This is a genomic window from Pseudomonas sp. Z3-6 (assembly GCF_051131985.1).
Lineage (GTDB): Bacteria > Pseudomonadota > Gammaproteobacteria > Pseudomonadales > Pseudomonadaceae > Aquipseudomonas > Aquipseudomonas zanjanensis.
In genome coordinates, this window is sequence record NZ_CP071644.1 from 1,168,378 (window position 1) to 1,193,086 (window position 24,709).

The 24,709-nt window shown below is 61.4% G+C and carries 25 protein-coding genes; 15 read left to right on the top strand and 10 right to left on the bottom strand.

The annotated features are described in order from the left end of the window. The first annotated feature begins 147 nt into the window (after positions 1-147). Positions 148-1,047 carry a TIGR01777 family oxidoreductase gene (locus J3P88_RS05330; protein ID WP_186705018.1) on the top strand — a complete coding sequence of 300 codons (900 nt, stop codon included), beginning with the start codon at positions 148-150 and terminating at the stop codon, positions 1,045-1,047. A gap of 13 nt (positions 1,048-1,060) precedes the next feature. Continuing rightward, a complete protein-coding gene (gene hemH / locus J3P88_RS05335; protein WP_434574359.1) occupies positions 1,061-2,086 on the top strand; it encodes a ferrochelatase in 1,026 nt (341 codons plus the stop codon). A gap of 132 nt (positions 2,087-2,218) precedes the next feature. Here the strand turns inward: hemH and J3P88_RS05340 are convergent, their stop codons facing one another. Further along, a complete protein-coding gene (locus tag J3P88_RS05340; RefSeq protein WP_434574360.1) occupies positions 2,219-3,493 on the bottom strand; it encodes a uracil-xanthine permease family protein in 1,275 nt (424 codons plus the stop codon). A 2-nt stretch (positions 3,494-3,495) separates the two neighbouring features. Then, positions 3,496-4,134: a uracil phosphoribosyltransferase gene (gene upp, locus J3P88_RS05345; protein ID WP_434574361.1), complete on the bottom strand. Its 639-nt coding sequence runs from the start codon at positions 4,132-4,134 to the stop codon at positions 3,496-3,498. A gap of 162 nt (positions 4,135-4,296) precedes the next feature. On the opposite strand from upp, the gene J3P88_RS05350 reads away from it, so the two are divergent. Together J3P88_RS05350 and J3P88_RS05355 are read left to right on the top strand one after the other, a co-directional pair. Continuing rightward, complete coding sequence (locus J3P88_RS05350; RefSeq protein WP_053125250.1) at positions 4,297-4,854, top strand: hypoxanthine-guanine phosphoribosyltransferase; 558 nt, start codon at positions 4,297-4,299, stop codon at positions 4,852-4,854. 3 nt (positions 4,855-4,857) lie between these two features. Continuing rightward, complete coding sequence (locus J3P88_RS05355) at positions 4,858-5,331, top strand: WbuC family cupin fold metalloprotein (RefSeq protein ID WP_434574362.1); 474 nt, start codon at positions 4,858-4,860, stop codon at positions 5,329-5,331. Positions 5,332-5,482: 151 nt separating this feature from the next. Here the strand turns inward: J3P88_RS05355 and dauA are convergent, their stop codons facing one another. Continuing rightward, positions 5,483-7,222, bottom strand: a complete 1,740-nt coding sequence (gene dauA, locus J3P88_RS05360) for a C4-dicarboxylic acid transporter DauA (protein WP_434574363.1) — start codon at positions 7,220-7,222, stop codon at positions 5,483-5,485. A gap of 330 nt (positions 7,223-7,552) precedes the next feature. On the opposite strand from dauA, the gene J3P88_RS05365 reads away from it, so the two are divergent. The 3 genes from J3P88_RS05365 to J3P88_RS05375 all read left to right on the top strand — a co-directional run bounded on the left by J3P88_RS05365 (position 7,553) and on the right by J3P88_RS05375 (position 9,034). Further along, positions 7,553-8,038 carry a hypothetical protein gene (locus J3P88_RS05365; protein ID WP_434574364.1) on the top strand — a complete coding sequence of 162 codons (486 nt, stop codon included), beginning with the start codon at positions 7,553-7,555 and terminating at the stop codon, positions 8,036-8,038. Between the two features lie 61 nt (positions 8,039-8,099). Then, positions 8,100-8,387: a PA4642 family protein gene (locus J3P88_RS05370; RefSeq protein ID WP_186705025.1), complete on the top strand. Its 288-nt coding sequence runs from the start codon at positions 8,100-8,102 to the stop codon at positions 8,385-8,387. 188 nt (positions 8,388-8,575) lie between these two features. Then, entirely contained in the window at positions 8,576-9,034 is a 459-nt protein-coding gene (locus J3P88_RS05375; protein ID WP_434574365.1) for a hypothetical protein, read from the top strand. Between the two features lie 63 nt (positions 9,035-9,097). Here the strand turns inward: J3P88_RS05375 and mqo are convergent, their stop codons facing one another. Continuing rightward, positions 9,098-10,603 carry a malate dehydrogenase (quinone) gene (mqo, locus tag J3P88_RS05380; protein WP_434574366.1) on the bottom strand — a complete coding sequence of 502 codons (1,506 nt, stop codon included), beginning with the start codon at positions 10,601-10,603 and terminating at the stop codon, positions 9,098-9,100. Between the two features lie 738 nt (positions 10,604-11,341). Then, entirely contained in the window at positions 11,342-11,575 is a 234-nt protein-coding gene (locus tag J3P88_RS05385) for a hypothetical protein (RefSeq protein WP_014340171.1), read from the bottom strand. Between the two features lie 205 nt (positions 11,576-11,780). On the opposite strand from J3P88_RS05385, the gene J3P88_RS05390 reads away from it, so the two are divergent. Further along, on the top strand, positions 11,781-12,365 hold the full coding sequence (locus J3P88_RS05390; RefSeq protein ID WP_003205489.1) for a YajG family lipoprotein: 585 nt from the start codon (positions 11,781-11,783) through the stop codon (positions 12,363-12,365). A gap of 161 nt (positions 12,366-12,526) precedes the next feature. On the opposite strand, the gene J3P88_RS05395 is transcribed toward J3P88_RS05390, so the two are convergent. Continuing rightward, complete coding sequence (locus J3P88_RS05395) at positions 12,527-12,733, bottom strand: hypothetical protein (RefSeq protein WP_434574367.1); 207 nt, start codon at positions 12,731-12,733, stop codon at positions 12,527-12,529. A gap of 423 nt (positions 12,734-13,156) precedes the next feature. Between J3P88_RS05395 and J3P88_RS05400 the strand changes: the two genes are divergently transcribed. Next, entirely contained in the window at positions 13,157-13,438 is a 282-nt protein-coding gene (locus J3P88_RS05400) for a hypothetical protein (protein WP_411385615.1), read from the top strand. Positions 13,439-13,691: 253 nt separating this feature from the next. Here J3P88_RS05400 and J3P88_RS05405 read toward each other — a convergent pair whose 3' ends face one another. Further along, positions 13,692-14,858, bottom strand: coding sequence for a 1-acyl-sn-glycerol-3-phosphate acyltransferase (locus tag J3P88_RS05405; RefSeq protein WP_434574368.1), 1,167 nt, complete (start codon positions 14,856-14,858; stop codon positions 13,692-13,694). 139 nt (positions 14,859-14,997) lie between these two features. Here J3P88_RS05405 and J3P88_RS05410 point away from each other — a divergent pair, with 139 nt between their 5' ends. From J3P88_RS05410 to J3P88_RS05420, 3 genes are read left to right on the top strand one after another with little or no spacing between them, the layout of a single operon-like run. Then, the gene (locus J3P88_RS05410; protein ID WP_186705030.1) at positions 14,998-15,180 is read left to right on the top strand and encodes a CPXCG motif-containing cysteine-rich protein; all 183 of its coding nucleotides are present in this window, start codon (positions 14,998-15,000) and stop codon (positions 15,178-15,180) included. An 11-nt stretch (positions 15,181-15,191) separates the two neighbouring features. Continuing rightward, positions 15,192-15,452, top strand: coding sequence for a putative signal transducing protein (locus tag J3P88_RS05415; protein WP_186705031.1), 261 nt, complete (start codon positions 15,192-15,194; stop codon positions 15,450-15,452). 39 nt (positions 15,453-15,491) lie between these two features. After that, positions 15,492-16,115: an SOS response-associated peptidase gene (locus tag J3P88_RS05420; protein WP_186705032.1), complete on the top strand. Its 624-nt coding sequence runs from the start codon at positions 15,492-15,494 to the stop codon at positions 16,113-16,115. 344 nt (positions 16,116-16,459) lie between these two features. Here J3P88_RS05420 and J3P88_RS05425 read toward each other — a convergent pair whose 3' ends face one another. The 3 genes from J3P88_RS05425 to algW all read right to left on the bottom strand — a co-directional run bounded on the left by J3P88_RS05425 (position 16,460) and on the right by algW (position 20,736). Beyond that, the gene (locus J3P88_RS05425; protein ID WP_434574369.1) at positions 16,460-17,179 is read right to left on the bottom strand and encodes a DUF4198 domain-containing protein; all 720 of its coding nucleotides are present in this window, start codon (positions 17,177-17,179) and stop codon (positions 16,460-16,462) included. 10 nt (positions 17,180-17,189) lie between these two features. Beyond that, positions 17,190-19,295: a TonB-dependent siderophore receptor gene (locus J3P88_RS05430; protein WP_434574370.1), complete on the bottom strand. Its 2,106-nt coding sequence runs from the start codon at positions 19,293-19,295 to the stop codon at positions 17,190-17,192. A gap of 280 nt (positions 19,296-19,575) precedes the next feature. After that, positions 19,576-20,736 carry a Do family serine endopeptidase AlgW gene (algW, locus tag J3P88_RS05435; protein WP_186705035.1) on the bottom strand — a complete coding sequence of 387 codons (1,161 nt, stop codon included), beginning with the start codon at positions 20,734-20,736 and terminating at the stop codon, positions 19,576-19,578. Positions 20,737-20,840: 104 nt separating this feature from the next. Here algW and J3P88_RS05440 point away from each other — a divergent pair, with 104 nt between their 5' ends. The 3 genes from J3P88_RS05440 to cysN all read left to right on the top strand — a co-directional run bounded on the left by J3P88_RS05440 (position 20,841) and on the right by cysN (position 24,695). Then, positions 20,841-21,599: a Nif3-like dinuclear metal center hexameric protein gene (locus J3P88_RS05440; RefSeq protein ID WP_411385612.1), complete on the top strand. Its 759-nt coding sequence runs from the start codon at positions 20,841-20,843 to the stop codon at positions 21,597-21,599. Between the two features lie 270 nt (positions 21,600-21,869). Next, on the top strand, positions 21,870-22,787 hold the full coding sequence (gene cysD, locus J3P88_RS05445) for a sulfate adenylyltransferase subunit CysD (protein WP_003178041.1): 918 nt from the start codon (positions 21,870-21,872) through the stop codon (positions 22,785-22,787). Between the two features lie 9 nt (positions 22,788-22,796). Then, positions 22,797-24,695, top strand: a complete 1,899-nt coding sequence (gene cysN / locus J3P88_RS05450; RefSeq protein ID WP_186729784.1) for a sulfate adenylyltransferase subunit CysN — start codon at positions 22,797-22,799, stop codon at positions 24,693-24,695. The last annotated feature ends 14 nt before the right edge of the window (positions 24,696-24,709 follow it).

Below are 24,709 nucleotides of genomic sequence, written 5' to 3' on the forward strand. Positions count from 1 at the left end.
TACAATTTTGGTTTTTGGTATAAGTTTTACCGTTCGCGTTTGGACAGGTTGTCCTATTGTTAAACACAGACCCTGTCCGATACGAAAAATCCCTACCTATAAAAATAGACTAATGGGCCGGGTAAAACGCGATGCGAGGAACATCTCATGCACATATTGCTGACCGGCGGTACTGGTTTGATCGGACGTCAGCTCTGCCGCCTCTGGTTGCAGCAGGGGCATCGCTTGACGGTATGGAGTCGTCGACCCGAAGAGGTGGCGAAAATCTGCGGGACATCGGTGCGGGGCGTCGCCAGGCTCGACGAAATTGACGAGCCGGTGGATGCGGTGGTCAACCTCGCAGGAGCACCGATTGCCGACCGTCCCTGGAGCCATAAACGCAAGATGCTGTTGTGGAGCAGTCGCATCACGTTGACGGAAGTTTTGCTGGCGTGGCTGGGGCGTTGCGAGCAGAAACCGCAGGTGTTGATTTCCGGTTCCGCGGTGGGTTGGTACGGCGATGGTGGCGAGCGTGAGTTGACCGAGGAGTCGGGGCCGGTGAGCGAAGATTTCGCCAGCCAGTTGTGCATCGCCTGGGAAGAAACCGCGCAGCGGGCCGAGGCCTTGGGCCTGCGCGTGGTGCTGGTGCGTACCGGCCTGGTCCTGTCTGCCGAGGGCGGCTTTTTGTCGCGGCTGCTGCTGCCGTTCAAACTGGCGCTGGGCGGGCGTATCGGCAATGGTCGGCAGTGGATGCCATGGGTTCACATTGACGATCAAATCGCCCTGATTGATTTTCTTCTGCACCGCACCGATGCCAGCGGTCCTTATAATGCGTGCGCGCCGAACCCGGTGCGCAACCGCGATTTTGCCAAGGCCCTGGGGCGCGTCTTGCATCGGCCGGCCGTGGTGCCGATGCCGGAGCTTGCGCTGAAGGTCACGCTGGGGGAATTGTCCTTGCTGTTGCTCGGCGGCCAGCGCGCCACGCCGGCCCGATTGCAGGCGGCGGGTTTCACATTCCGGTTCACTGATTTGCCCGCGGCCCTGGAAGACTTGTCCAGCCGCCTTTGAAATAGGACGTTGCATGACCGATCACGCGTTGCTTCTGGTGAATCTGGGTTCGCCTGCCTCCACCTCGGTGGCCGATGTGCGCCGCTACCTCAATCAATTCCTGATGGATCCGTATGTCATCGACCTGCCATGGCCGGTGCGGCGCTTGCTGGTATCGCTGATCCTGATCAAGCGTCCCGAGCAGTCGGCCCATGCCTACGCCTCGATCTGGTGGGAGGAGGGTTCGCCGCTGGTGGTGCTCAGTCGCCGGCTGCAACAGGCCATGACCGCGCAGTGGACCCAGGGCCCGGTGGAACTGGCGATGCGTTATGGCGAGCCGTCCATTGAATCGGCGCTCGTGCGGCTGGCGAGCCAGGGACACAAGAAGATCACCTTGGCGCCGTTGTACCCGCAGTTCGCCGACAGCACCGTGACCACGGTGATCGAGGAGGCCAAGCGGGTCGTGCGGGAAAAGAAACTCGATGTGCAGTTTTCGATCCTCCAACCGTTCTACGATCAGCCGGAATACCTCGACGCCCTGGTCACCAGCGCCAAGCCGTACCTGATGCAGGAACACGATCATCTGTTGTTGAGTTTTCACGGCCTGCCGGAACGGCACCTGACCAAGCTCGACCCAACGGGGTTCCATTGCTTCAAGGATGCCGACTGCTGCAAGAACGCGCCGCCGGAGGTCATGGCCACCTGTTACCGCGCGCAATGCATCCGTACGGCCGAACTGTTCGCCCAACGCATGGGACTGGCGGACGGCAAATGGTCGGTGTCGTTCCAGTCGCGCTTGGGACGGGCCAAGTGGATCGAACCCTACACCGAGGCGCGCCTCGATGAACTGGCTAAAAGCGGCGTGAAGAAGGTGTTGGTGATGTGCCCGGCGTTCGTCGCCGACTGCATTGAAACCCTGGAGGAAATCGGCGATCGCGGCCGCGAGCAGTTCCGCGAAGCGGGAGGGGATGAATTGGTGTTGGTGCCTTGCCTCAATGATGAGCCGCAGTGGGCGAAGGCGTTGAATACCCTTTGCGAACGGGCGCCCATCGCTCTATAGAATTCAAGGGCCCCATCGCGAGCAGGCTCGCTCCCACATTGGATCTTTGTCGTTCACAAAGTTTGTGTACGCTGAGGATCAAGTGTGGGAGCGGGCTTGCTCGCGAAGAGGGCCTGTCAGACAACAGAACTTTTAAATCAGCGGCTCATCCACCTTCTTCTGCTTCCAACCGTCATTACCCGGCAGCAGCAGGTTCAGCGCGATCGCCACCACCGCGCACAGCGCGATGCCTTTGAGGCCGAAGTCGTCCGGGCCGGTGCCGGTGCCCACCAGCACACCGCCGATGCCGAACACCAGCGTCACCGAAACGATCACTAGGTTGCGCGCCTCGCCCAGGTCGATCTTGTGGCGGATCAGCGTGTTCATGCCCACCGCCGCAATCGAACCGAACAACAGGCACAGGATCCCGCCCATCACCGGCACCGGGATGCTTTGCAGCAGCGCGCCGAATTTGCCGATGAACGCCAGGCTGATGGCAAAGATCGCCGCCCAGGTCATGATCTTCGGGTTGTAGTTCTTGGTCAGCATCACCGCGCCGGTCACTTCGGCGTAGGTGGTGTTGGGCGGGCCGCCGAACAGGCCGGCGGTGGTGGTGGCAATGCCGTCACCCAGCAGCGTGCGATGCAGGCCGGGTTTTTTCAGGTAGTCGCGACCGGTCACGCTGCCTACGGCAATCACTCCACCGATGTGCTCGATGGCCGGCGCCAGGGCGACCGGCACGATGAACAGGATCGCCTGCCAGTTGAACTCCGGTGCGGTGAAGGCCGGCAGGGCGAACCATGGCGCGGCGGCGATTTTCGCGGTGTCCACGACCCCGAAGAAAAACGCCATGGCGAAGCCCACCAGCACGCCGGAAATGATCGGCACCAGGCGGAAAATGCCTTTGCCAAACACCGCGACAATCAGGGTGGTGAGCAGGGCCGGCATCGAAATCATCATCGCGGTTTGATAATGGATCAGCTCGGTGCCGTCGCCGGCCTTGCCCATCGCCATGTTGGCGGCAATCGGCGCCATGGCCAGGCCGATGGAGATGATCACCGGGCCAATCACCACCGGCGGCAGCAGCCGGTCGATGAACCCGGTGCCCTTGATCTTCACCGCCAGGCCCAGGAAGGTGTAGACGAAACCCGCCGCCATCACGCCGCCCATGGTCGCGGCCAGGCCGAACTGGCCCTTGGCGAGGATGATCGGGGTGATGAAGGCGAAGCTCGAGGCCAGGAACACCGGCACCTGGCGCCCGGTGACGAGCTGGAACAGGATCGTTCCCAGGCCGGCGGTGAACAGCGCCACGTTCGGGTCCAGCCCGGTAATCAGCGGCATCAATACCAGCGCGCCGAAGGCGACGAACAGCATCTGCGCGCCGGACAGGACCTGGCGCCAGAGCGGATCGTTGAACTCGTCCTGCATGCTCAAGCGTCCTTCTGCTTGGTGCCGAAGATCTTGTCGCCGGCATCGCCCAGGCCCGGGATGATGTAGCCATGCTCGTTGAGTTTCTGGTCGATGGACGCGGTGTAGATGGTCACATCCGGGTGGGCGTCGTGCACGGCCTTGATGCCTTCGGGGGCCGCGACCAGCACCATGGCGCGGATGTCTCGGCAACCGGCTTTTTTCAGCAGGTCGATGGTGGCGACCATGGAGCTGCCAGTGGCGAGCATCGGGTCGATGATCATCGCCAGGCGCTCGTCGATTTCCGGCACCAGTTTTTCCAGGTAGGTGTGCGCTTGCAGGGTCTGCTCGTTGCGAGCCACGCCCACGGCGCTGACCTTGGCCCCGGGGATCAGGCTCAGGACGCCCTCGAGCATGCCGATGCCGGCGCGCAGGATCGGCACCACGGTGATTTTCTTGCCAGCGATTTTCTCGACCTGGACCGTACCGGCCCAACCGTCGATGTCATAGGATTCCAGCGGCAGGTCCTTGGTGGCTTCGTAGGTGAGCAGGGCACCGACTTCCTGGGCCAGTTCACGGAAGTTCTTCGTGCTGATATCGGCGCGGCGCATCAGGCCGAGTTTGTGTCTGATCAGCGGGTGGCGGATCTCGAGGATGGGCATGGGGAAGGCTCCGGCGGCGGGCAAAAAAACCGGCCTAGATTAATCTATCCGAGGGTGTTGTCCTATAGACAATACAGAACGTTAGTCCACAAACGCTTGATCTGGCCGGGCGGGATGCGTACCTTTGCCGGCTTTTCCGAACCCTGCCCCTTGGAGAGCGCCATGTCCGCTGATCTCGAGCATATCCGTCAAATCATGCGAGAGGCTGACTGCCTGTACACCGAAGCCGAAGTCGAAGCGGCCATCGCCCGTGTCGGTGCGCAAATCAACGAGCAACTGGCCGATGCCAATCCGGTGGTGTTCTGCGTGATGAACGGCGGGCTGATTTTCTCCGGCAAGCTGTTGACCTACCTGAACTTCCCCCTGGAAGCGTCCTACCTGCACGCGACGCGTTATCGCAACGAAACCAGCGGCGGCGATCTGTTTTGGAAAGCCAAGCCGGAAGTCTCGTTCATCGACCGCGACGTGCTGATCATCGATGACATCCTCGACGAAGGTCACACCCTGGGCGCAATCATCGACTTCTGCAAACACGCCGGCGCCCGTGCCGTGCACACCGCCGTGCTGATCGACAAGGACCATGACCGCAAGGCGCGGCCGGACTTGAAAGCCGATTTCGTCGGCCTGCCATGCATCGACCGCTACATCTTCGGTTATGGCATGGACTACAAAGGTTACTGGCGCAACGCCAATGGCATCTTCGCCGTCAAGGGCATGTAATCGATGACTCGGCCAAGCTTTCTGGAACAAGCGCTGTTCGATGAGTTGGCCGAGAAAGCCGCGGCCAATCCTCGCGGGCGGCAGCACCATAATTTCCATGGGATGGATGAGCCGTGCCATCGCATGGCGGTGGGTTTGCAGCCTTCCACCTACATCCCGCCGCACCGTCACCTGAGTGCCGACAAGGCGGAAACCTTGCTGGTGCTCAAGGGCCGATTGGGGGTGTTGATTTTTGACGAGGCCGGTGCGGTGGTGGACAAGCGCATCCTGCAGGCCGGCGGCGATTGCCTCGGCGTCGACTTGCCGGCTGGCGTGTACCACGGCTTGGTGGTGCTGGAAGCCGACAGCCTGATGTTCGAATGCAAGGCCGGCCCTTACCGGCCCGTGGGCGAGGGCGAACTTGCTCACTGGGCGCCCCGCGAAGGCGAGCCTGGCGTAGCGCAATACCACGCCTGGATGCGCGCCCAATTCGCCTAGCACCTGTGGCCTGAGAGCTTTTGTGGCGAGGGAGCTTGCTCCCGCTTGGGTGCGGAGCACCCACCTGCAATTGCACAACTCCACCCCAAGGGGCTGCTACGCAGCCCAGCGGGAGCAAGCTCCCTCGCCACAAAGGCTCCCTTGCTACAGATCAGGCCAGCCTTGCTTGAGTCGCGCTACCGGCTAGCCATTTTTCGCTCTTGACCCGCGCCTGCTCCAAGGTCTGCACATACGCCAACTGACGTTGTTCGCGATGAATGCCAGCGCGGCGCAGTTTCAGGCGTACCCGGGGCGCGGTCGCGACCAGGATCAGGCCGATGCCGTGCTTGCGGTAATCCTTCAGGATATTTTCCAGCGCGGCCAGAGCGGTCATGTCCAGCATCGGCACGGCGCTCATATCCACGATCACCACCCGAACGCCCGGGTCGAACCGACGCAGCACATCCAGGGCCTTTTCCGCCGCGCCGAAGAACAGCGGCCCGCGAATCCCGTAGCAACGTACATGCTCGGGCATGTCCAGCAGGGCCTGGTGGAAGTGGCGCGGCAGCTCGGCGCTGTCGGTCAATTCGCTCATGCGCTTGATGAACAGCCCGGCGGCCAGCAGCAGGCCGACGGCGACGGCCAGGACCATGTCGAACAGCACCGTCAGGCCCAGGCAGGTCAGCAGCACCAGCACGTCGCTGCGCGGGGCGATGCGCAGGGTGTGCAGCACATGCCCGGCTTCGCTCATGTTCCAGGCGACCATCACCAGCAGCGCGGCCAATGCGGCCATGGGCAAATAACTGAACAGCGGCGCCAGCAGCACAATCGCCACCAGCACCACGAGGCTGTGGATGATCGCGGCCAGCGGTGAAGAGGCGCCGCTGCGCACATTGGTGGCGCTGCGGGCAATCGCGGCGGTGGCGGTGATGCCACCGAACAGCGGCGCCACCAGATTGCCCAGGCCCTGGCCCATCAACTCGGCGTTGGGGTCGTGCTTGCTGCCGGTCATGCCATCCGCCACCACCGCGCACAACAAGGATTCGATGGCGCCGAGCGTGGCGATGGCAAAGGCGGGCGCCAGCAGTTGGCGGATCAGGTCATAGGAGAGGATCAACCGATGCCCCTGGCCGTCCGGCAGGTTCCAGGGCCAGTCGAAGCTCGGTAAGAAAGGTGGGATGCCTGGGTGAACGATGCCATCGACAACGTAGCTGAACCGTTCGCCCAGCGTCGCGATCGGCCATCCGCCGCTTTCCATCGCCAGCCCAAGCAGCGTACCCACCAGCAGGGCCACCAGATGCCCGGGCACCCGTGGCACCCAGCGCGGCCAGGCAATCAGCACCGCCAGGCACGCGGCGCCGATGACTCCATCGCCGAGACGGGCACCGGGCAGCGCCACGAGCAATTCCCCCAATTGTTCGATGTAGTGTTTGGCTTGGCCTGCGGTGGTCAGCCCCAGCAGGTCCTTCAGTTGCAAGGTGGCAATGACCACGCCAATACCTGCGGTGAAACCGAGGATGACCGGGTAGGGAATGTACTGGATCAAACGGCCGGCGCGCATCAGGCCCAGGGCGATCAGGATCAGGCCGGCAAGCATGGTGCACAACAAGAGGCCGCCGAGGCCGTATTGCTGGGTGATGGGCAGCAGGATGACCACGAACGCCGCTGTCGGCCCGCTCACGTTGAAGCGTGAGCCGCCAGTGAGGGCGATCAGCGGCGCTGCCACCAACACCGTGTACAGGCCGTGCTGCGGCGGCACGCCGACGGCAATCGCCAGGGCCATGGCCAGGGGGATGGCGATAATGCCGACGGTCAGCCCGGCCACCAGATCGCCGCGCAGGCGTTCGAGGGTGTAACCGGCCCGCCAGGTTTGGCGCCAGGCGGCGAACAGCGGTGGGGCGGAAAAAGACATGGGCACTCCACACAAAATGAACGGGCGTTACATCTGGATCTGCCGAACAACGATCCCTGTGGCGAGGGAGCTTGCTCCCGCTCGGCGGCGCAGCCGTCGTAAAACGGGTCGACGCGGTTTGCCAGGGGAATCGCAGTCGCCTGTTGTTTGGGGCGGCTGCGCCACCCAGCGGGAGCAAGCTCCCTCGCCACACAGGCATGCGCCAGTGGGATCGACGCTGATGGCTCTTTGAGTATGCCCCGCTCGCTGCCCGGATGTATTGATCCGGATCGCTTATTTTTACCGTCGGTGCTCATGCTAGAGTGCCCGGCCAAGACCCTGGAGCTTGCCATGCGTGTGTCGATCCGCCGTTGCGCCATTTTGTTGTTGATCGCCAGTCTGCCTTTGACGGCCGTGGCCGCGCCGATGCACAGCCAGTTCCTGCCACCGGATGACCTGGCCGTGCGCCAGGAGCAACCTGAACAGCAGCAGTTGCTGCAAGTGACCGAATATTCGGTGGTGCTGGGTAACCAGCGCCAGTCCAACCAGCAACCGATCCCGGTCACTTCGCCCCTGCTGGTCCGTCTCAAGGGCAAGCCCTTGAACAAAGGAGCGACCGTCAGCCAGGTGATCCTCAACTTCGACGGCGAAAGCAAAAGCCTGAAGAAGCCAGTCTTCGATGAGGCGAGCAAGACACTGACGCTGTCTTATCCACAGGCCCAGTACCGGGTGGTCATCGATCTGCTGCGCAACAACACGGTTTATGTGCAGTTCCTCACTTACGCCAACGGCCATATCTGGGCCGACCTGCACACCGGCGCCGAACGCCCGCGTTGAGCCCCGGGGCCTGCCGGGGGTAAACTGCCCGCCCCGTGAATTGTGCGAGTTGGAGCCGGCAATGCGTAAAGACAAGAAACAAGTGATTGGCGACGAAATTGGCGATGAGCAGATCAAGCTGTTCCTCAATTTCGAACCGGTCGATGCCACTTCGCCGTCGTTGCACAAACTGATCAAGGCCTACCGTGGCCTGCGGGTCGACGATTTCGAGCGCTTCCTGACGTTCTTCGTCGAGGCCGGCCATGACCTCGATGGCAAGGATGAGCACGGCAACGATTTCGTTGCGCTGATCAAGGACCAGCGTAATGCCGAGGAATACATCGAGTTGATCAACAAGGCGCGCGGCTGAATCAACGCCTATCAACGCTCTTCGGAGCGTTGAATATTCCGGTTGAACGCAACTAGCTTCTTTTTTTTACATCGCACTGAAAGGTTATGTCACCATTCGGGCTGTTCTGTTTTACTTGAAATTCCATTACTTTTGCACTCGAAGCCAAGTGGCTTTTACGTCATTGTCTTAATGGAGTTGTATGTATCATGGAAGATCAAAAAAAGTATATCGCCGGCGTGCTGTTGTCCTTGGCGGCGTGTCTGGCAAGTTCCGCTTCCTACGCGCGGGATGAAGTTGTCAATGTCGAAGTTCACAATGCCACGGTAGACGAGATTATTCCTGGTAGCGGCTTTAGCTGGACTGATTATTGGGCCAGTTCGGGCCACAATTTTTGGATAGTCCCGGGTGAGAGCCAGGAGCTGACGTACTATCTGCCCCAATCGCGCGCCGAGCGAGAGGCCCTCAGCTACACGCAAGACAGTCGCATCTGCCATTTCAGCTTTGGGCATGTCGCACGAACACCGGTCAGTGAAGGGGCAATGCCTTATCGTCGTTGGGTCAATGCGGAGCCGACGGATTATTGTGTCGCTCAATTGATTGATGTAGAAGATGATGACGACTATGTTCGCAACGGTGGAACACGCATCAAATTCACCATGAAATAACACCGCGGAAAATAAAAAGCCTCCCGTTTTGCACGGGAGGCTTTTTACATTAACGGCAAGGTATCAGGCGTAACTGTGCGCCTTGCTGTCTTCGACCAACTCCAACGCAATGTTGTTCTGCACATTGATCTTGCGATACAGCGCCGCGTCGGTTTCCAGCACTTTTTCCCGTGCCGGAAAGATCTCCGCGAGCTTGGTAGCCCACTCGCCCTTGGCCTTGTCCGGGAAGCAGCGCTCGATCAGTTCCAGCATGATCGACACGGTCACCGATGCACCCGGCGATGCGCCGAGCAGGGCGGCGAGGGTGCCGTCCTTGGCTGCCACCAGTTCGGTGCCGAATTGCAGGACGCCACCTTTCTTCGGGTCTTTCTTGATGATCTGTACCCGTTGGCCGGCCACTTCCAGGCGCCAGTCTTCGGCTTTCGCCTCGGGATAGAAGCGACGCAGGGATTCCAGGCGCTGTTCCATGGACTGCATCACTTCGCTGATCAGGTACTTGGTCAGGTCCATGTTGTCCCGGGCCACGGCCAGCATCGGGCCGATGTTGCCGGCACGTACCGACAGCGGCAGGTCCATGATCGAGCCGTGCTTGAGGAACTTGGTGGTGAAACCGGCGTAGGGTCCGAACAGCAGGGATTTCTTGCCATCGACCACGCGGGTGTCCAGGTGCGGCACCGACATGGGCGGCGAACCCACGGCGGCCTGGCTGTAGACCTTGGCCTGGTGGTGCTTGACCACTTCCGGGTTGTCGCAACGCAGCCACTGGCCGCTGACCGGGAAGCCGCCGAAGCCCTTGCTTTCCTCTATGCCCGAGGCTTGCAGCAGCGGCAGCGCCGCGCCGCCGGCGCCGAGGAATACAAACTTGGCGTCGACTTCGCGGGTGCTGCCGGAATTGACGTCCTTGATGCTCACGGTCCAGCCGCTGCCGTTGCGCTTGAGCCCGGTAACGCGCTTGCAGTATTTGACTTGGGTGTCCGGGGCGCTGGTCAGGTGCTTGAGCAACTGGTTGGTCAATGCGCCGAAATTGACGTCGGTACCGTTCATGACGCGGGTGGCGGCGATGACTTCATCGTCTGGCCGGCCAGGCATCATCAACGGCATCCACTCGGCCATCTTGGCCTTGTCTTCGGTGTATTCCATGTCGGCGAAAGCGTGATGCTGGTGCATCAACTCGAAACGCTTCTTCAGGAACGCCACGCCTTTCTCGCCTTGCACGAAGCTCAGGTGTGGCACCGGGGCGATGAAAGACTTGGAGGAGCCGAACGTGCCTTTTTTGGTCAGGTACGTCCAGAACTGTTTCGACACCTCGAACTGGGTGTTGATGTGCACGGCCTTCTTGATGTCGACAGTGCCGTCGGCCGCCTGGGGCGTGTAGTTGAGCTCACACAGCCCGGCATGGCCGGTACCGGCGTTGTTCCACGGGTTGGAACTCTCCGCGGCACCGGAATCCATCAGCTCGACGACTTCCAGCGAGATCGCGGGGTCGAGCTCCTTGAGCAGCACGGCCAGGGTGGCACTCATGATGCCGGCCCCTACCAGAACTACATCGACTGCTTCGTTATGCGCCATTTAACGCGTCTCCAAAATCTGCAGCACCAAATTGTCGGCATAGCGGCCAGGAGTGGCGGGGCAGGTCAGTTGCGCCCCAGTGATCCATGGCCAGGATCGCCATGTCCGAATCTTCGCAATTTTTCGCACCTACTGCGGATGCATGCAGCCTGGCCTCAAGAGTCACATGAACTCATTTAAGCGCCGGGCAGGCAATTCGACTTATGGCCGAGACATCCGTTCGTGCAACCAAATCCGTAGCGGACAGGCTTCAGGCGCCGGTTCTTGAGCGATATCCGGTCCTGTGTCGTTGGGCTGTTTCAGACGCCAATGGTGCTTGTTCAGACGCAAAACTCTTCATTTGCTCGCCACACTCTCGTGAAGTTGTGAAAACCCGTTTTTTCACGCTCTTTTGAAGACGTGAACCTCAAAAAAGGGCTGTCCCAGCCTGGCACTGCGCCCGGTTTGGTTGCCCCCATGGAATACATGACAGGCAAAACGGGCAGACAGCTCAGTGACCGAGCGTAATGACAGCTCTGCAGATTCGCGAAAAGTGGTGATTTGCCTGGAGGAACAGCAAGCGCGCCAGCTTCACTCGATCTGTGTGGGCGGCTCTCTGTGGGCGGTGCGGGGTGCCAATACCAGCGCATCAGCGGTGTTGCGCGGCCCGATCAGGAGACGTCCTTATAATCGGGGGGAGATTGTATCGAAGAAACGCAGGGAAATGGTCGTGTTTAATGACTTTTATTAGCCGTCCGGTCAGATGGTCAACAGTTGCCGGTTGCGTGCGCGGGCACGAAGCGGTTGCACGCGGGCGCTGGCGGGCAATGGCTGGTGCAACCAGTTGAGACGGATCTCATCGATTTCCACCCAGCCTTCGCCCATGGGTTGCAGGCTGCACTGCTTGAACGCCTGGCAACGGCCGTTGCGATCGAGCAGGGCGAAGCTGCGGTGATGAGGGCGCGGGGTGAACAGCGAAATGAGGAAGCGCATGAGCGGATACCGGGTCAGGAAGCTTGAAGCAAGCCTGACAGCGGGCCATGACATACCGGTGTAAGGATCGTGACAATGGGGTGACAGGAACCGGCAATCACGGCCCGTGTCAGACATTTCAGTATTCATCGTATGACGCTAGTTCACGGCGATGGCGCACCGCTATACTGCCGGCCTGTTTGTGCCCGATTCTGGAGAGAAGAGCATGTTGCAACGCCTGTTGTTCGGTTTGATCGCTGTGACCAGTCTGACCCTCGTCGGCTGCGCCCACAGCCCGCAACAACTTAACCCGGAGCCCAAGCTCAATGCCCAACTGGCGCCAGTGGGGCGTGGCCAGCCGGTGGTGGTGCGGGTCGTGGACGGTCGTCCGTCGCCGACGCTCGGCACCCGCGGCGGGTTGTACCCGGAGACCAGCGTGATCACGGTGCAGGGCGCGCAGATCCTGCCCAAGCTGCAGGCCCAGGCTGAAGCGGCGGTGCGTTTGCTGGGCTTCACGCCGACGGCCAACGCCTTGAATGCACCGCAACTGACCGTGACCCTGGCCGAGCTCAAGTACCAATCGCCCAAGGAAGGCATGTACGTGACCGAAGCCACCATCGGCGCGACCTTCCGCTCCGACGTGCAGAACGCCAACCGCCGCTACAGCGGTCGCTACGGTGCGTCCCTGGACCAGCGCTTCGGCATGGCACCGAACCAGGACACCAATACCAAGCTGGTCAGCGATGTCTTGAGCGATGCCCTGACCCGGCTGTTCAAGGACCCGACCATTGGCCAGGTGCTGGCTGAGTAAGATTTCGGCCGCATGACCCTGGGCTGCAATGGCCCAGGGGCGTGATGAGGCTTGTGACCTGTGGGAGCAAGGCTTGCCCGCGATAGCGATCTGGCCTTCACTGCATTGTCGAAGGTGCCGCCCTCATCGCGGGCAAGCCTTGCTCCCACAGAATGAAACCGTCATGCAGCCTCTGAGTACAGCTCCAGCACGCTGATCCCGGTCAGCAGGTCTGTCTCCGGCAGGTCGGCATGTGGATGGCCGCCGAGGGCGCAATACACCAGCCAATGGCGGTCCTGCACATTGAAGGACAAGCTGTCGACGAGGTTCTGTTGTTCGTCGCTCGGGCTGATGAGATAGAGACGATCCTGGTTTTCGGCGTGCAGCATGACGGGTTCCGTGCAGGTTTGAAGGGCGACAGAGTGGCCTAATCAGATGACGAAACCGTGACTGGGAAAATTAATCCAAGGCCTGATCGCCGAGCCTGTAATGACCAGGCCAGCCCAACAAACACACACACACACACACACGGCCCGAACGCCTGGCGACATTCCTGTGGCGAGGGAGCTTGCTCCCGCTGGGTTGCGCAGCAGCCCCAAACTGACGCTGCGGCGTCTCGGTTGATTGATTACGCTCATGGGGGCGCTTCGCACCCCAGCGGGAGCAAGCTCCCTCGCCACAAAAGCATCCAATCCCGTAGGGGATCGTTACTGGTCGGAAAAAACGGCGCAGGGCGGCAGGCTTTCGGTAGAATCCGCGCCCTGTTCGTAGGCCACGGACGTGTCCCGTCCGTTTTTCCCTTGAGGTTCGTGATGTCGTCGCATCTGTTTTCGCTGTTCGCCGCCCACCCCGCCAAACTGATCAACCTGCTCGCGCTGCTGTTTGCCTGCCCGGGCGGCTGGGTGCTGCATGCGACGCGTCGCCGTGAACAACGGGCGCGGGCCTGCCTGCAAGCACGCAGTGGCAATGGCGAGGAACGCTTCGAAGCATTGCTGGACCTGGCCACCCAGCGCATGAACCGGTTTTTCTACCGGTTTGGCTTCGGCTGCCTTGCGCTGGCGTTGCTGGTGTCGTGGATCAGTACGCAGTTCTGAAGCAGTAGCCTTGCAAGGCAATCGAGGATCGCTTTGTAAAAGTGTTTGCAGGGCAAATGAGGATTGCCTGGCAAAAGTGCTTTTGTGGCGAGGGAGTTTGCTCCCGCTGGGCTGCAAAGCAGCCCCTCTCGAACGCTCAACCCTAACTCCAAGCCTGTGTTGCGATTGCTGCGCAATCGAGCGGGAGCAAGCTCCCTCGCCACAGAGGCCACAGAGGCCACAGAGGCCAAACCAGGCCCTCGCAAGCCCGGCTTTAAAGCGCCAACCCCGCCTTGACCCGATATTGGTTACGCACCGGCGTCGCATATTGCAGCACCAGGAATGGCCGGTGTTCCGGCGGGCATGCGTCCAGTCGGCGCTGCCATTCCTCCTGGGCCTTGGCCAACTCATCAGCACCAAACACCTCGGCCGCCGTCGGCACCTGTAACTGCGGGTCGGCGTCGGCCCATTGGGCGTAGGCCAGGTAATGCACCGGGAACAGCCGGTAGCCGCCGAGAATCTGCCGGTCCATTTCCAGGGCCAATTGCTTGGTGTCCTCGAACAGCTCGGTGATGGGCGCGGCGAAGTTCACATGCACCCGGCCCTTGTAGCCGGTGATGCCCTTGGCAATGCTCACGTCGTCCTCGCCCGGGGCCTTGGTGTAGGTGCCGGTGGTGGCGCGGATGTACAACTCACGGGCCTTGGCCTGGTCGCACGGGTCGTATTCGTAGCTGATCGACACCGGCGTGAGGTTCAGTGACTGGATCACCTCACCGAACGGCTCGTCCTTGCGGCTCATGTGGAACATCTTGAGGATCGCCGATTCGGTCCGATCGTCACCGTCCTTGGCCCGCCCTTCGGCCTGGGCGATCCAGATCGAGGCGCAGTCGTTGCAGATCGAATGGTTGATGTACGCCGACAGCAACTGGTACGCCGCCATTTTTTCCCGTCGCCCGGTGATGGAACGGTGCACGATAAAGCTCTTGTTCAGGCGCATCAGGTCGCTGACAAAGGGCTTTTGCAGCAGGTTGTCGCCAATGGCGATGCGCGGCGTCGGCAGGCCGGCGTGGTACACGGCGTAATTGACGAAGGCCGGGTCCATCACGATATCGCGGTGGTTGGCGATGAACAGATAGGCACTGCCGGACTTGAATTGCTCCACCCCGGTGTAGGTCACGCCATCGGTGGCGCGCTCAATGGTGTGGTCGACGTAGAACTCCACCTTGTCCTGCAACGTAGCGACCGACGTCACACCGGCGAACTCACGGCGCAATCTTTGCGCTATAAGAGGTTTGAGCATCCAGCCGAAGGCGCCGGCCAGGCGTGGGAAGCGGAAGTGGGTGAGGATATCTAGAAACGCCTTGTCGCCGAGCAGCCGTGCCAGCACCGCTGGGACTTCGCTGTCGTCGTAAGGTCGGATGGCATCGAATTCGCCCATCATGCTCTCTTGTTGGAAACGGCTAGGGTAAGTAAAGGTTCGATCGAAAAAACGACGGGGCACGGCCTGGAAGATAAGCCAGACGAAAATAGCCCTGCAAATAGACCGGCGATTATACGCACAAGTCACTTGGGAGACCGCGATGCTGGAACAGGCTAGTTATGATTGTCCCTATTGTGGGGAGGAAGTAGAGACAACCGTGGACTTGTCCGGCGGTGATCAGACCTACATCGAGGACTGTCAGGTGTGCTGTCGGCCGGTCACCTTTGTACTGCAGGTCCATGAAGAAGAGTGGCATCTCGAAGTCTTCAGCGAAAACGAGTGAAGGGGGCGCCCATGCAGCGAATCTACGAGCTGGACAACTTGATGGAAGGCGAGTTGCTGCAAGGCATGCTCGCCAGTGAGGGTGTCACGGCGCATCTGGTGGGGCGCGACCTGGTCGGCGGTGTGGGGGAGTTGCCGATGCATGGATTGCTCGGGCTGGCGGTGGAAGACGACCAGGCGCAATACGCCCGGGAGTTGATCGCCGCGTACAATGCGGCGCTGCCGCTGCCCGGCGATGAACCGGACAGCTACCCCGGCACGCTGGTCTGTTAGGCTGGCGGTCGTTCGTTCGATCAAGAGTCGTGTTGCCCCATGTGTGGACGTTATGCCCTGTTTCGCTGGAACCCCACCTTCGCGGCCCTGCCCGGTTTTCCCGCCGATCAGAAGGCCCAATGGAATATTTCGCCCAACGATTCGGTGCTGATACTGCGGGCCGGCGCCGAGGGGCAGCGCGAGCTGGCCCGGGCTCGCTGGGGCCTGACGCCGCCGTGGCTGACCGACCTGTCCCGCACCCCGGCCCATGCCCGGGCCGAAACCGTGGCCGAGCAACCGATGTTCCGCGAGGCCTTGCGCCTGCGCCGCTGCCTGCTGCCGGCCAACGGCTTCTACGAGTGGCGCGGCGGCACGCGCAAGCGTCCGTACTGGCTGACGCCGGGAGAGGGCTCGTCGTTGTTTTTTGCCGCGATCTGGGAAGCGTATCCGGTGCAGGAACAGGTGTGGTTGAGCACGGCGGTGATCACCCAACCGGCGGCGGGTCAACGCCGGCCGTTGATCCTGGACGAAGCAGGCCAGCGCCTGTGGCTCGACCCCGAGACCCCGCTGCATGCCTTGCAAGGGCTGTTGGCCAGCGAGCCGGCGCCACTGCGCGAGCGGGTGTTGGCCAACATGGTCAATGATCCGAAGCTCAATGGGCCGGAGTGCTTGACGCCGGCTTGAGTTTTGCGGCGCTTGTATTGGCCCCATCGTCGGATCGCCGCCCGGAGCAGGCTCGCTCCCACAGTGGATTACAGGTGTATTCAAATTTCCCGTACACCGACCATCCCCTAATGTGGGAGCGGGCTTGCTCGCGAAAGGGGCATGACATCCAACATTCATGCAAGCTGACCCACCGCTTTCGCGAGCAAGCCCACAATAGCTTGTGGGTGTTCACAAAAAATGTGTGCACCGCCTGTCCCCTGTGGGAGCGAGCCTGCTCGCGATAGCGGCGGATCAGTCGACATTAATGTGGCTGACATACTGTCATCGCGAGCAGGCTCGCTCCCACAATAAGGATTTGTGGGTTACTCGTGGTGCGGCTCACCCAGGAACGTCAGCGAAGTGAACACGCCACGGGTGTCCACGTCCTTGTTGTCCTTGAGCTTGATTTCCATGTGCGCCGCGATCACATTCAGGCCTTCGTTGCGCACCAGTACCTGGGCCCGGCCCTCTGCGTCGGTTTCCGTCGAGACGGTGTTCGGCGCGCTGCGGTAGTCGCCCACCAGTTTCACCCCGGCCGCCGGTTTGCCGTCCAGCAGCACCCGGACCGGCAATGGCTGGCCTGGGCCTACGGTCAGCGGGTCGACTTCCGGCAGGATCACGAACTTGATCGGTGCAAGCGTCGGCAGTTTCGCCCCTGGCTCATAGATCGCCAGGCTGTACTTGAACGTCTGGGTCGCTTCGACCGCCCCGGGCACTTTGCTGCGGCCTTCGTTGATCCACTTCTTGTCCGCCGTCTGGGACCACATGCCGTTGTCCAGCGCCACCGCCAGTACGGCTGGCGGCTTGAGCGGTTGCAGGCGGGCGTGGTCCGGCAGGCGTTCTACGGTGACCGGAATCATCTTGCCGCCCAGGTCATAGGCCCAGGCACCGCTGATTTTCTGCGCCTTGAAGGCATTGTCTTCGGCACCGTGGCCGTAGATCACTTCGATGTTGCCGCGACGCTGTTCGGTCCACAGGCCATGGGCCGAGGCCTGCGCGGCCAGGAACAGGCCAAGCAGGGCGAAGGTCTTGGGGTATTTCATGCTGACTTCCTTATAGATCGAGGGTGAGGCTGACAGTGAAGTTGCGCGGATCGCCGGGCGTGACCCAGTAATTGCTGTAGGAGCGTTCGTAGTATTTTTCGTCGAAGACGTTATTCAGGTTCAGGCCCACGGTGACGTCATCGCTGGCCTTGTAATGGGCCAGCAGGTCCACGGTGTGGTAGGCCGGCAGTTCGAAATCCTTGCCGGCTTCGCCCGAGCGATCGCCGACGTAAGTGAACGCCGCGCCAACATCCGAGCCGCGCAGGTGCCCATCCTGGAATTCGTAGACACCCAGCAGGCTGCCGCTGTGTTTGGCGACGCCGAGGATCCGGCTGCCGGTGGGATTTCCCGGGTCACCCTTGGTCACTTCGGCATCGATGTAGGCATAGGCGCCGATCACCCGCACGGCGTCGGTCACCTGCCCGGTCAGCTGCAAGTCGATGCCCTGGCTGCGGGCCTTGCCGATGGCGCGGCTGAAATCGGTGCCGGCGACCGGGCTCAGGACGTTTTCCTTCTCGATATGGAACGCCGCCAGGGTGGTGCTCAGGCGATCGTCGAACAACTCGCTCTTGATCCCCACTTCATAGCCGACCCCTTCCTCGGGATCGAAAGTCTTGCCGCCGGCATCCAGGCCGTTGTTGGGCTTGAACGAGGTGGAGGCGTTGGCGAACAGGCCGACCTCGGGCGCCAATTGATATAGCAGGCCGGCCCGCTGGGTCAGGGCGTCGTGGCGTTGGCGGCTGGTGAGATGGGTGTTGTGGTCTTCGATGCTCTGCTCGAAATGCTCGTAGCGCACGCCAAGCATGCCCCGCAGCTTGTCGGTGAAGACGATCTGGTCTTGCAGGTTCAGCGCGCGGCTTTGCACTCGCTCGAAGAAATCCGTGTCGGTCCGAACACCATTGGGTTTCGGCTGGCCGTAGACCGGCTGATAGATGTCGATGGGGTAGCTGCCACCGAAGATCCTGGTCACGCGCTCGTTCTTGCGATAGTCCTCGTATTCGCTGCCGATCAGCAGTTCATGCTGCCAGGGTCCGAGGTCGAACAGGCCACGCAATTCAAACTGAGTGATGCTGTCGTGCCAGTTGTTGTCGCGTTCGCGGTAGCGGCGGTTCACCGTGCGGCCATCGGCGTTCAACGGCTGCGCTTCGGAAGCGAAACCCCAGAGCTCACCCTGCTTGTAGTGGCTGGCCAGGCGCAGTTGCCAGGCGTCGTTGAGCTGATGCTCGAGGGCGGCCTGGAGCATGTTGTTGTGATTGTCGATGTCGCCGTCGTTGGGCTCGCCCAGGAAAGTCGAGCGGGAAACGCCGCTCCAGCGATTGTTCGGAGCGACGATGCCGCGGTCGAACGTCGAGCTGTGGCGCACGATTTCGCTTTCCACCAGCAACCGCGTATCGGGGCTCAGTTGCCAACTGATGGAAGGCGCAACGAAAACACGTTTGCTGCCGACATGGTCGCGAAAGCTATTGTTGTCCTCGACCGCCAGATTGACCCGTGACAGCACGTTGCCTTCGGCGTCCAGTGGCGTGTTGACGTCCAGCGCGGTTCGGTAGCGATCCCAGCTTCCGGCGCTGGTTTGCAGCGTGGTGAAGGCTTCCGGTTGCGGTTTCTTGGTGACGATGTTCACCGTGCCGCCAGGGTCGCCTCGGCCATACAGGCTGGCCGCCGGGCCCTTGAGCACTTCGATGCGTTCGATGTTCGCGGCGTCCGGGGTGCTCGGATAGCCGCGGCTGGCGCTGAAACCGTCCTTGTAGAACTCCGAGGTGGTGAAACCGCGCACGCTGTATTCGTAAAGCGTCAGGCCACCGAAGTTGTTCTGCTTCGACACGCCGCCGGCATACTCTAATGCCCGTTCAACACTGGTGCTGCCCAGGTCCTTGAGCACGCTGGCGGGAATCACGCTGATCGATTGCGGGATGTCACGCAGGGCCGTGTCGGTCTTGGTTGCACTGGCGGAGCGGGTGGCGCGATAGCCCGTGACAGGCCCGGTGGCGGATTCGTAGTCGGACGTTACGGTGATGGCGTCCAGCTCCAGCGGCTGGATTTCTTCGGCGTAGGCCGGATCGCCGAGCAGGCCCAGGGTGAGGCTGGCGATGGAAATCCGTTTCAGGGATGACATGTTATGTTGTTCCAAACCTTGAGATTGAAACAATATAACACTACTAATGAGAATTTATGCTATTCCTGATTTGCCAATCGAGCGTCGCTTTCTTGTGGCGAGGGAGCTTGCTCCCGCTGGGCTGCGCAGCAGCCCTAAACCTGCCACCTCAAAACACCAGACCGATTGCATTCAATCCTGTTGGGTCTGCTTCGCAGCCCAGCGGGAGCAAGCTCCCTCGCCACAGGGATTTGAGGAGGGCTTGCTCGGTTGCAAGGCCCTTTTATGGTTATGGTGCGGCTTACTGTTCTTCTTTAGGCACCACCGGCGCCGGCGGTGGGCGCAGGCCGATTTCGGCGCTGAGCTTGAGCTCCTTGCCGTTGCGCATGACCTGGATCGTCACCTTGTCGGTGGGCTTGATCCGCGCGACTTGGTTCATCGAGCGGCGGCCATCGCCGGCCGGTTCGCCATCGATGCTCAGGATTACATCGCCCAGTTGCAGGCCGGCCTTCTGCGCCGGACCGTCGCGGAAGATCCCCGCCACCACGATGCCGGGCCGCCCGGACAAGCCGAAGGATTCCGCCAGTTCCTGGGTCAGCGGCTGGACTTCGATCCCCAGCCAACCGCGGATGACCTGGCCGTGTTCGATGATGGATTTCATCACCTCCATCGCCAGTTTCACCGGAATGGCGAAACCGATGCCCTGGCTGCCGCCGGACTTGGAGAAGATCGCCGTGTTGATCCCGGTGAGGTTGCCGTTGGCATCCACCAGCGCGCCACCGGAATTGCCGGGATTGATCGCGGCGTCGGTCTGGATGAAGTCCTCGTAGTTGTTCAGGCCCAACTGATTGCGCCCGGTGGCACTGATGATGCCCATGGTCACGGTCTGACCAACGCCGAACGGGTTGCCGATGGCCAGGGTCACGTCGCCGATGCGGATGCTGTCGGAGCGGCCGATGGTGATGGCCGGCAGGTTCTTGAGATCGATCTTCAGTACCGCCAGGTCGGTTTCCGGGTCGCTGCCGATCACCCGGGCCAGGGTTTCACGGCCGTCCTTGAGGGCCACCACGATCTGGTCGGCACCGCTGGTGACGTGGTTGTTGGTCAGGATGTAGCCTTCCGGGCTCATGATCACGCCCGACCCCAGGCTCGACTCCATGCGCTTCTGCTTGGGCGAGTTGTCGCCGAAAAAGCGCCGGAATTGCGGGTCTTCAAACAGCGGATGGCTGGGTTTGTTGATGACCTTGGTGGTGTACAGGTTCACCACGGCCGGCGCGGCGGTGGTCACGGCGTCGGCATAGGACACCGGCCCCTGCAGCACCGCCTTGGTTTGCGGCGCCTGCTGCAGGTTGACGTCGAGGCTCGGCAGGCCAACCCATTCCGGGTAGCGCTGGATAATCAGTAGAGCGACAAGCACACCGGCCAATAGCGGCCAGCCGGAAAAACGCAGCGCCTTGAGCATTAAGCACGTCCTACAAAGGTTGCAGGCGGTATGAGACCGCCCATAATGTCGCGCATTATACGAGGCCGCGCGCGCCTCTGAACGGGATATTTAGGAGTCTTTTCATGGCCGTCGCCCTGAACACCCTGGTAGAAGAAGCGGACCGTTACCTGGCCAGCAGCCGGATTGCCGATTATTGCCCCAACGGCCTGCAGGTCGAAGGCGTGCCTCAGGTGATGCGCATCGTCAGCGGCGTCACCGCCAGCCAGGCCTTGCTCGATGCGGCTGTCGAGGCGGGGGCCGACCTGGTGCTGGTGCATCACGGTTATTTCTGGAAGGGCGAGAACCCTTGTATCACCGGCATGAAACAGCGTCGTCTCAAGACGTTGCTCAAGCATGACATCAGCCTGCTGGCTTACCACTTGCCCCTGGACCTGCACCCCGAAGTGGGCAATAACGTGCAACTGGCCCGCCAGTTGGACATCACCGTCGAGGGACCGCTGGACCCGGATAATCCCAAGATTGTCGGCCTGGTCGGCTCTCTGTCCGAACCGATGACGGCGCGGGATTTCGCGCGCAAGGTCCAGGAAGCCTTGGGCCGCGAGCCCTTGCTGATCGAAGGCGAGCAGATGATCCGTCGGGTCGGCTGGTGCACCGGTGGCGGCCAGGGGTATATCGATCAGGCGGTGCTGGCAGGTGTCGACCTTTACCTCAGCGGCGAGGCCTCGGAGCAGACGTTCCACAGCGCCCGGGAGAACGGCATCAGCTTCATTGCCGCCGGGCATCATGCCACTGAGCGATACGGCGTCCAGGCGCTGGGTGACTACCTGGCGCGACGCTTTGCCCTGGAACACATCTTCATCGACTGCCCGAATCCGATCTGACTAACGCTGAACCAACATGTGGAGTGGGCCTGTGGGAGCAAAGCTTGCTCGCGATGGCGTCGGCACATGCAACGCCGTTATCGCGAGCAAGCTTTGCTCCCACAGAGTTCACTGGCTCACACAGAATCCGTCACAAAGCCCGAACCGGCAGGCATATCCATATGCTGTTTCGATCTAGTTGGCGCCCTGATTAGAAGAGGTCGCTGTGCTAGGATTCCCCGCTCGAACACGGCCCGCTGGCCGTTCATAAGAAAGTTTTCGTGAGTAGCCATGGTCGACAAACTGACGCATCTGAAACAGCTGGAGGCGGAAAGCATCCACATCATCCGCGAGGTGGCCGCCGAGTTCGATAACCCGGTGATGCTGTACTCCATCGGTAAAGACTCCGCCGTGATGCTGCACCTGGCACGCAAGGCGTTCTTCCCCGGCAAGCTGCCCTTTCCGGTGATGCACGTCGACACCCGCTGGAAATTCCAGGAGATGTACAAGTTCCGCGACCGCATGGTCGAGGAGCTGGGCCTGGACCTGATCACTCATGTGAACCCGGACGGCGTGGCGCAGGGCATCAACCCGTTCACCCACGGCAGTGCCAAGCACACCGACATCATGAAGACCGAAGGCCTCAAGCAGGCCTTGGACAAGTATGGTTTCGATGCTGCGTTCGGCGGTGCCCGTCGCGATGAAGAGAAATCCCGCGCCAAGGAGCGCGTGTACTCGTTCCGTGACAGCAAGCACCGCTGGGACCCGAAGAACCAGCGCCCGGAGCTGTGGAACGTCTACAACGGCAAGGTCAACAAGGGCGAGTCGATCCGCGTCTTCCCGCTGTCGAACTGGACCGAACTGGACATCTGGCAGTACATCTACCTCGAAGGCATCCCGATCGTGCCGCTGTACTTCGCCGCCGAGCGTGAAGTGATCGAGAAGAACGGCACGCTGATCATGATCGACGACGAGCGCATCCTCGAGCACCTGTCCGACGAAGACAAGGCCCGTATCGTCAAGAAGAAAGTGCGTTTCCGTACCCTTGGCTGCTACCCGTTGACGGGCGCGGTGGAGTCCGAGGCCGAGAGCCTGACGGACATCATCCAGGAAATGCTCCTGACGCGAACTTCCGAGCGCCAGGGCCGGGTCATCGATCACGATGGCGCAGGCTCGATGGAAGATAAAAAACGTCAAGGTTATTTCTAAGGGGCTGTCATGTCGCATCAATCTGATTTGATCAGCGAGGACATCCTCGCCTACCTGGGCCAGCACGAGCGTAAAGAGCTGCTGCGCTTCTTGACCTGCGGTAACGTCGACGACGGCAAGAGCACCCTGATCGGGCGCCTGCTGCACGACTCCAAGATGATCTACGAAGATCACCTGGAAGCCATCACCCGCGATTCGAAGAAAGTCGGCACCACCGGTGACGACATCGACCTGGCGTTGCTGGTCGATGGCCTGCAGGCCGAGCGCGAACAAGGCATCACCATCGATGTCGCGTACCGCTATTTCTCCACCGCCAAGCGCAAATTCATCATCGCCGATACCCCCGGCCATGAGCAGTACACCCGCAACATGGCCACCGGTGCTTCCACCTGTGACCTGGCGATCATCCTGGTCGACGCCCGCTACGGCGTGCAGACCCAGACCCGTCGCCACAGCTTCATCGCCTCGTTGCTGGGCATCAAGCACATCGTCGTAGCCATCAACAAGATGGACCTCAAGGACTTCGACCAGGGCGTGTTCGAGTCGATCAAGGCCGACTACCTGAAGTTCGCCGAAGGCTTGAAGATGAAGCCCACCAGCATGCACTTCGTGCCGATGTCCGCCCTCAAGGGCGACAACGTGGTGAACAAGTCCGAGCGTTCGCCGTGGTACACCGGCCAATCGCTGATGGAAATCCTCGAGACCGTGGAAGTGGCGGGCGACCGCAACTTCACCGACTTGCGTTTCCCGGTGCAGTACGTCAACCGTCCGAACCTCAACTTCCGCGGTTTCGCCGGCACCCTCGCCAGCGGCATCGTGCACAAGGGCGACGAAGTGGTGGTGCTGCCGTCGGGCAAGAGCAGCCGCGTGAAATCCATCGTCACCTTCGAAGGCGAGCTGGAACACGCCGGTCCAGGCCAGGCGGTGACGCTGACCATGGAAGACGAGATCGACATCTCCCGTGGCGACCTGCTGGTGCATGCCGACAACGTGCCGCCGGTCACCGACAGCTTCGAAGCGATGCTGGTGTGGATGGCCGAAGAGCCGATGCTGCCGGGCAAGAAATATGACATCAAGCGTGCCACCAGCTACGTGCCGGGCTCGATAGCCAGCATCGTCAACAAGGTCGATGTGAACACCTTGGAAGAAGGTCCGGCCAGCGCGTTGCAGCTCAACGAAATCGGCAAGGTGAGGATCGCCCTGGATGCGCCGATCGCCCTGGACGGTTACGAGAGCAACCGCACCACTGGCGCGTTCATCGTCATCGATCGCCTGACCAACGGCACGGTCGGCGCCGGCATGATCGTCGCCCAGCCGCTGACCCATGGCAGCAGCACGCACCATGGCAAACTGGCCCATGTGTCGGTGGAAGAACGCACCCAGCGCTTCGGCCAGCAGCCGGCGACGGTCTTGTTCAGTGGCCTGTCGGGCGCTGGCAAGAGCACGCTGGCCTATGCGGTCGAGCGCAAGTTGTTCGACTCGGGCCGTGCGGTCTTTGTCCTCGATGGCCAGAACCTGCGTCATGACCTGAACAAGGGCTTGCCGCAGGATCGTGCCGGGCGGACCGAGAACTGGCGCCGTGCGGCGCATGTCGCTCGTCAGTTCAACGAAGCGGGCCTGCTGACCCTGGCCGCGTTCGTTGCGCCGAGTGCCGAAGGGCGCGAGCAGGCCAAGGACCTGATCGGCCGTGAGCGTCTGCTGACCGTCTACGTCCAGGCCTCGCCAGCGGTGTGTGCCCAGCGTGATCCGCAAGGGCTCTATGCCGCGGCCGGCGACAACATCCCGGGCGAGTCCTTCCCGTATGACGTGCCGCTGGATGCCGACCTGGTGATCGACACCCAGGCGCTGACCCTGGAAGAAAGCGTCAAGCAGGTGCTGGATCTGCTGCGCAAGCGTGGGGCGATCTAAGGGAAACAGCTACA

What these genes read in the sequence shown, in the direction of transcription:
- J3P88_RS05330 (WP_186705018.1), top strand. Translation starts at nt 148, where the DNA reads ATGCACATATTGCTGACCGGCGGTACTGGTTTGATCGGACGTCAGCTC.
- hemH (WP_434574359.1), top strand. Translation starts at nt 1,061, where the DNA reads ATGACCGATCACGCGTTGCTTCTGGTGAATCTGGGTTCGCCTGCCTCC.
- J3P88_RS05340 (WP_434574360.1), bottom strand. Translation starts at nt 3,493, where the DNA reads ATGCAGGACGAGTTCAACGATCCGCTCTGGCGCCAGGTCCTGTCCGGC.
- upp (WP_434574361.1), bottom strand. Translation starts at nt 4,134, where the DNA reads ATGCCCATCCTCGAGATCCGCCACCCGCTGATCAGACACAAACTCGGC.
- J3P88_RS05350 (WP_053125250.1), top strand. Translation starts at nt 4,297, where the DNA reads ATGTCCGCTGATCTCGAGCATATCCGTCAAATCATGCGAGAGGCTGAC.
- J3P88_RS05355 (WP_434574362.1), top strand. Translation starts at nt 4,858, where the DNA reads ATGACTCGGCCAAGCTTTCTGGAACAAGCGCTGTTCGATGAGTTGGCC.
- dauA (WP_434574363.1), bottom strand. Translation starts at nt 7,222, where the DNA reads ATGTCTTTTTCCGCCCCACCGCTGTTCGCCGCCTGGCGCCAAACCTGG.
- J3P88_RS05365 (WP_434574364.1), top strand. Translation starts at nt 7,553, where the DNA reads ATGCGTGTGTCGATCCGCCGTTGCGCCATTTTGTTGTTGATCGCCAGT.
- J3P88_RS05370 (WP_186705025.1), top strand. Translation starts at nt 8,100, where the DNA reads ATGCGTAAAGACAAGAAACAAGTGATTGGCGACGAAATTGGCGATGAG.
- J3P88_RS05375 (WP_434574365.1), top strand. Translation starts at nt 8,576, where the DNA reads ATGGAAGATCAAAAAAAGTATATCGCCGGCGTGCTGTTGTCCTTGGCG.
- mqo (WP_434574366.1), bottom strand. Translation starts at nt 10,603, where the DNA reads ATGGCGCATAACGAAGCAGTCGATGTAGTTCTGGTAGGGGCCGGCATC.
- J3P88_RS05385 (WP_014340171.1), bottom strand. Translation starts at nt 11,575, where the DNA reads ATGCGCTTCCTCATTTCGCTGTTCACCCCGCGCCCTCATCACCGCAGC.
- J3P88_RS05390 (WP_003205489.1), top strand. Translation starts at nt 11,781, where the DNA reads ATGTTGCAACGCCTGTTGTTCGGTTTGATCGCTGTGACCAGTCTGACC.
- J3P88_RS05395 (WP_434574367.1), bottom strand. Translation starts at nt 12,733, where the DNA reads ATGCTGCACGCCGAAAACCAGGATCGTCTCTATCTCATCAGCCCGAGC.
- J3P88_RS05400 (WP_411385615.1), top strand. Translation starts at nt 13,157, where the DNA reads ATGTCGTCGCATCTGTTTTCGCTGTTCGCCGCCCACCCCGCCAAACTG.
- J3P88_RS05405 (WP_434574368.1), bottom strand. Translation starts at nt 14,858, where the DNA reads ATGATGGGCGAATTCGATGCCATCCGACCTTACGACGACAGCGAAGTC.
- J3P88_RS05410 (WP_186705030.1), top strand. Translation starts at nt 14,998, where the DNA reads ATGCTGGAACAGGCTAGTTATGATTGTCCCTATTGTGGGGAGGAAGTA.
- J3P88_RS05415 (WP_186705031.1), top strand. Translation starts at nt 15,192, where the DNA reads ATGCAGCGAATCTACGAGCTGGACAACTTGATGGAAGGCGAGTTGCTG.
- J3P88_RS05420 (WP_186705032.1), top strand. Translation starts at nt 15,492, where the DNA reads ATGTGTGGACGTTATGCCCTGTTTCGCTGGAACCCCACCTTCGCGGCC.
- J3P88_RS05425 (WP_434574369.1), bottom strand. Translation starts at nt 17,179, where the DNA reads ATGAAATACCCCAAGACCTTCGCCCTGCTTGGCCTGTTCCTGGCCGCG.
- J3P88_RS05430 (WP_434574370.1), bottom strand. Translation starts at nt 19,295, where the DNA reads ATGTCATCCCTGAAACGGATTTCCATCGCCAGCCTCACCCTGGGCCTG.
- algW (WP_186705035.1), bottom strand. Translation starts at nt 20,736, where the DNA reads ATGCTCAAGGCGCTGCGTTTTTCCGGCTGGCCGCTATTGGCCGGTGTG.
- J3P88_RS05440 (WP_411385612.1), top strand. Translation starts at nt 20,841, where the DNA reads ATGGCCGTCGCCCTGAACACCCTGGTAGAAGAAGCGGACCGTTACCTG.
- cysD (WP_003178041.1), top strand. Translation starts at nt 21,870, where the DNA reads ATGGTCGACAAACTGACGCATCTGAAACAGCTGGAGGCGGAAAGCATC.
- cysN (WP_186729784.1), top strand. Translation starts at nt 22,797, where the DNA reads ATGTCGCATCAATCTGATTTGATCAGCGAGGACATCCTCGCCTACCTG.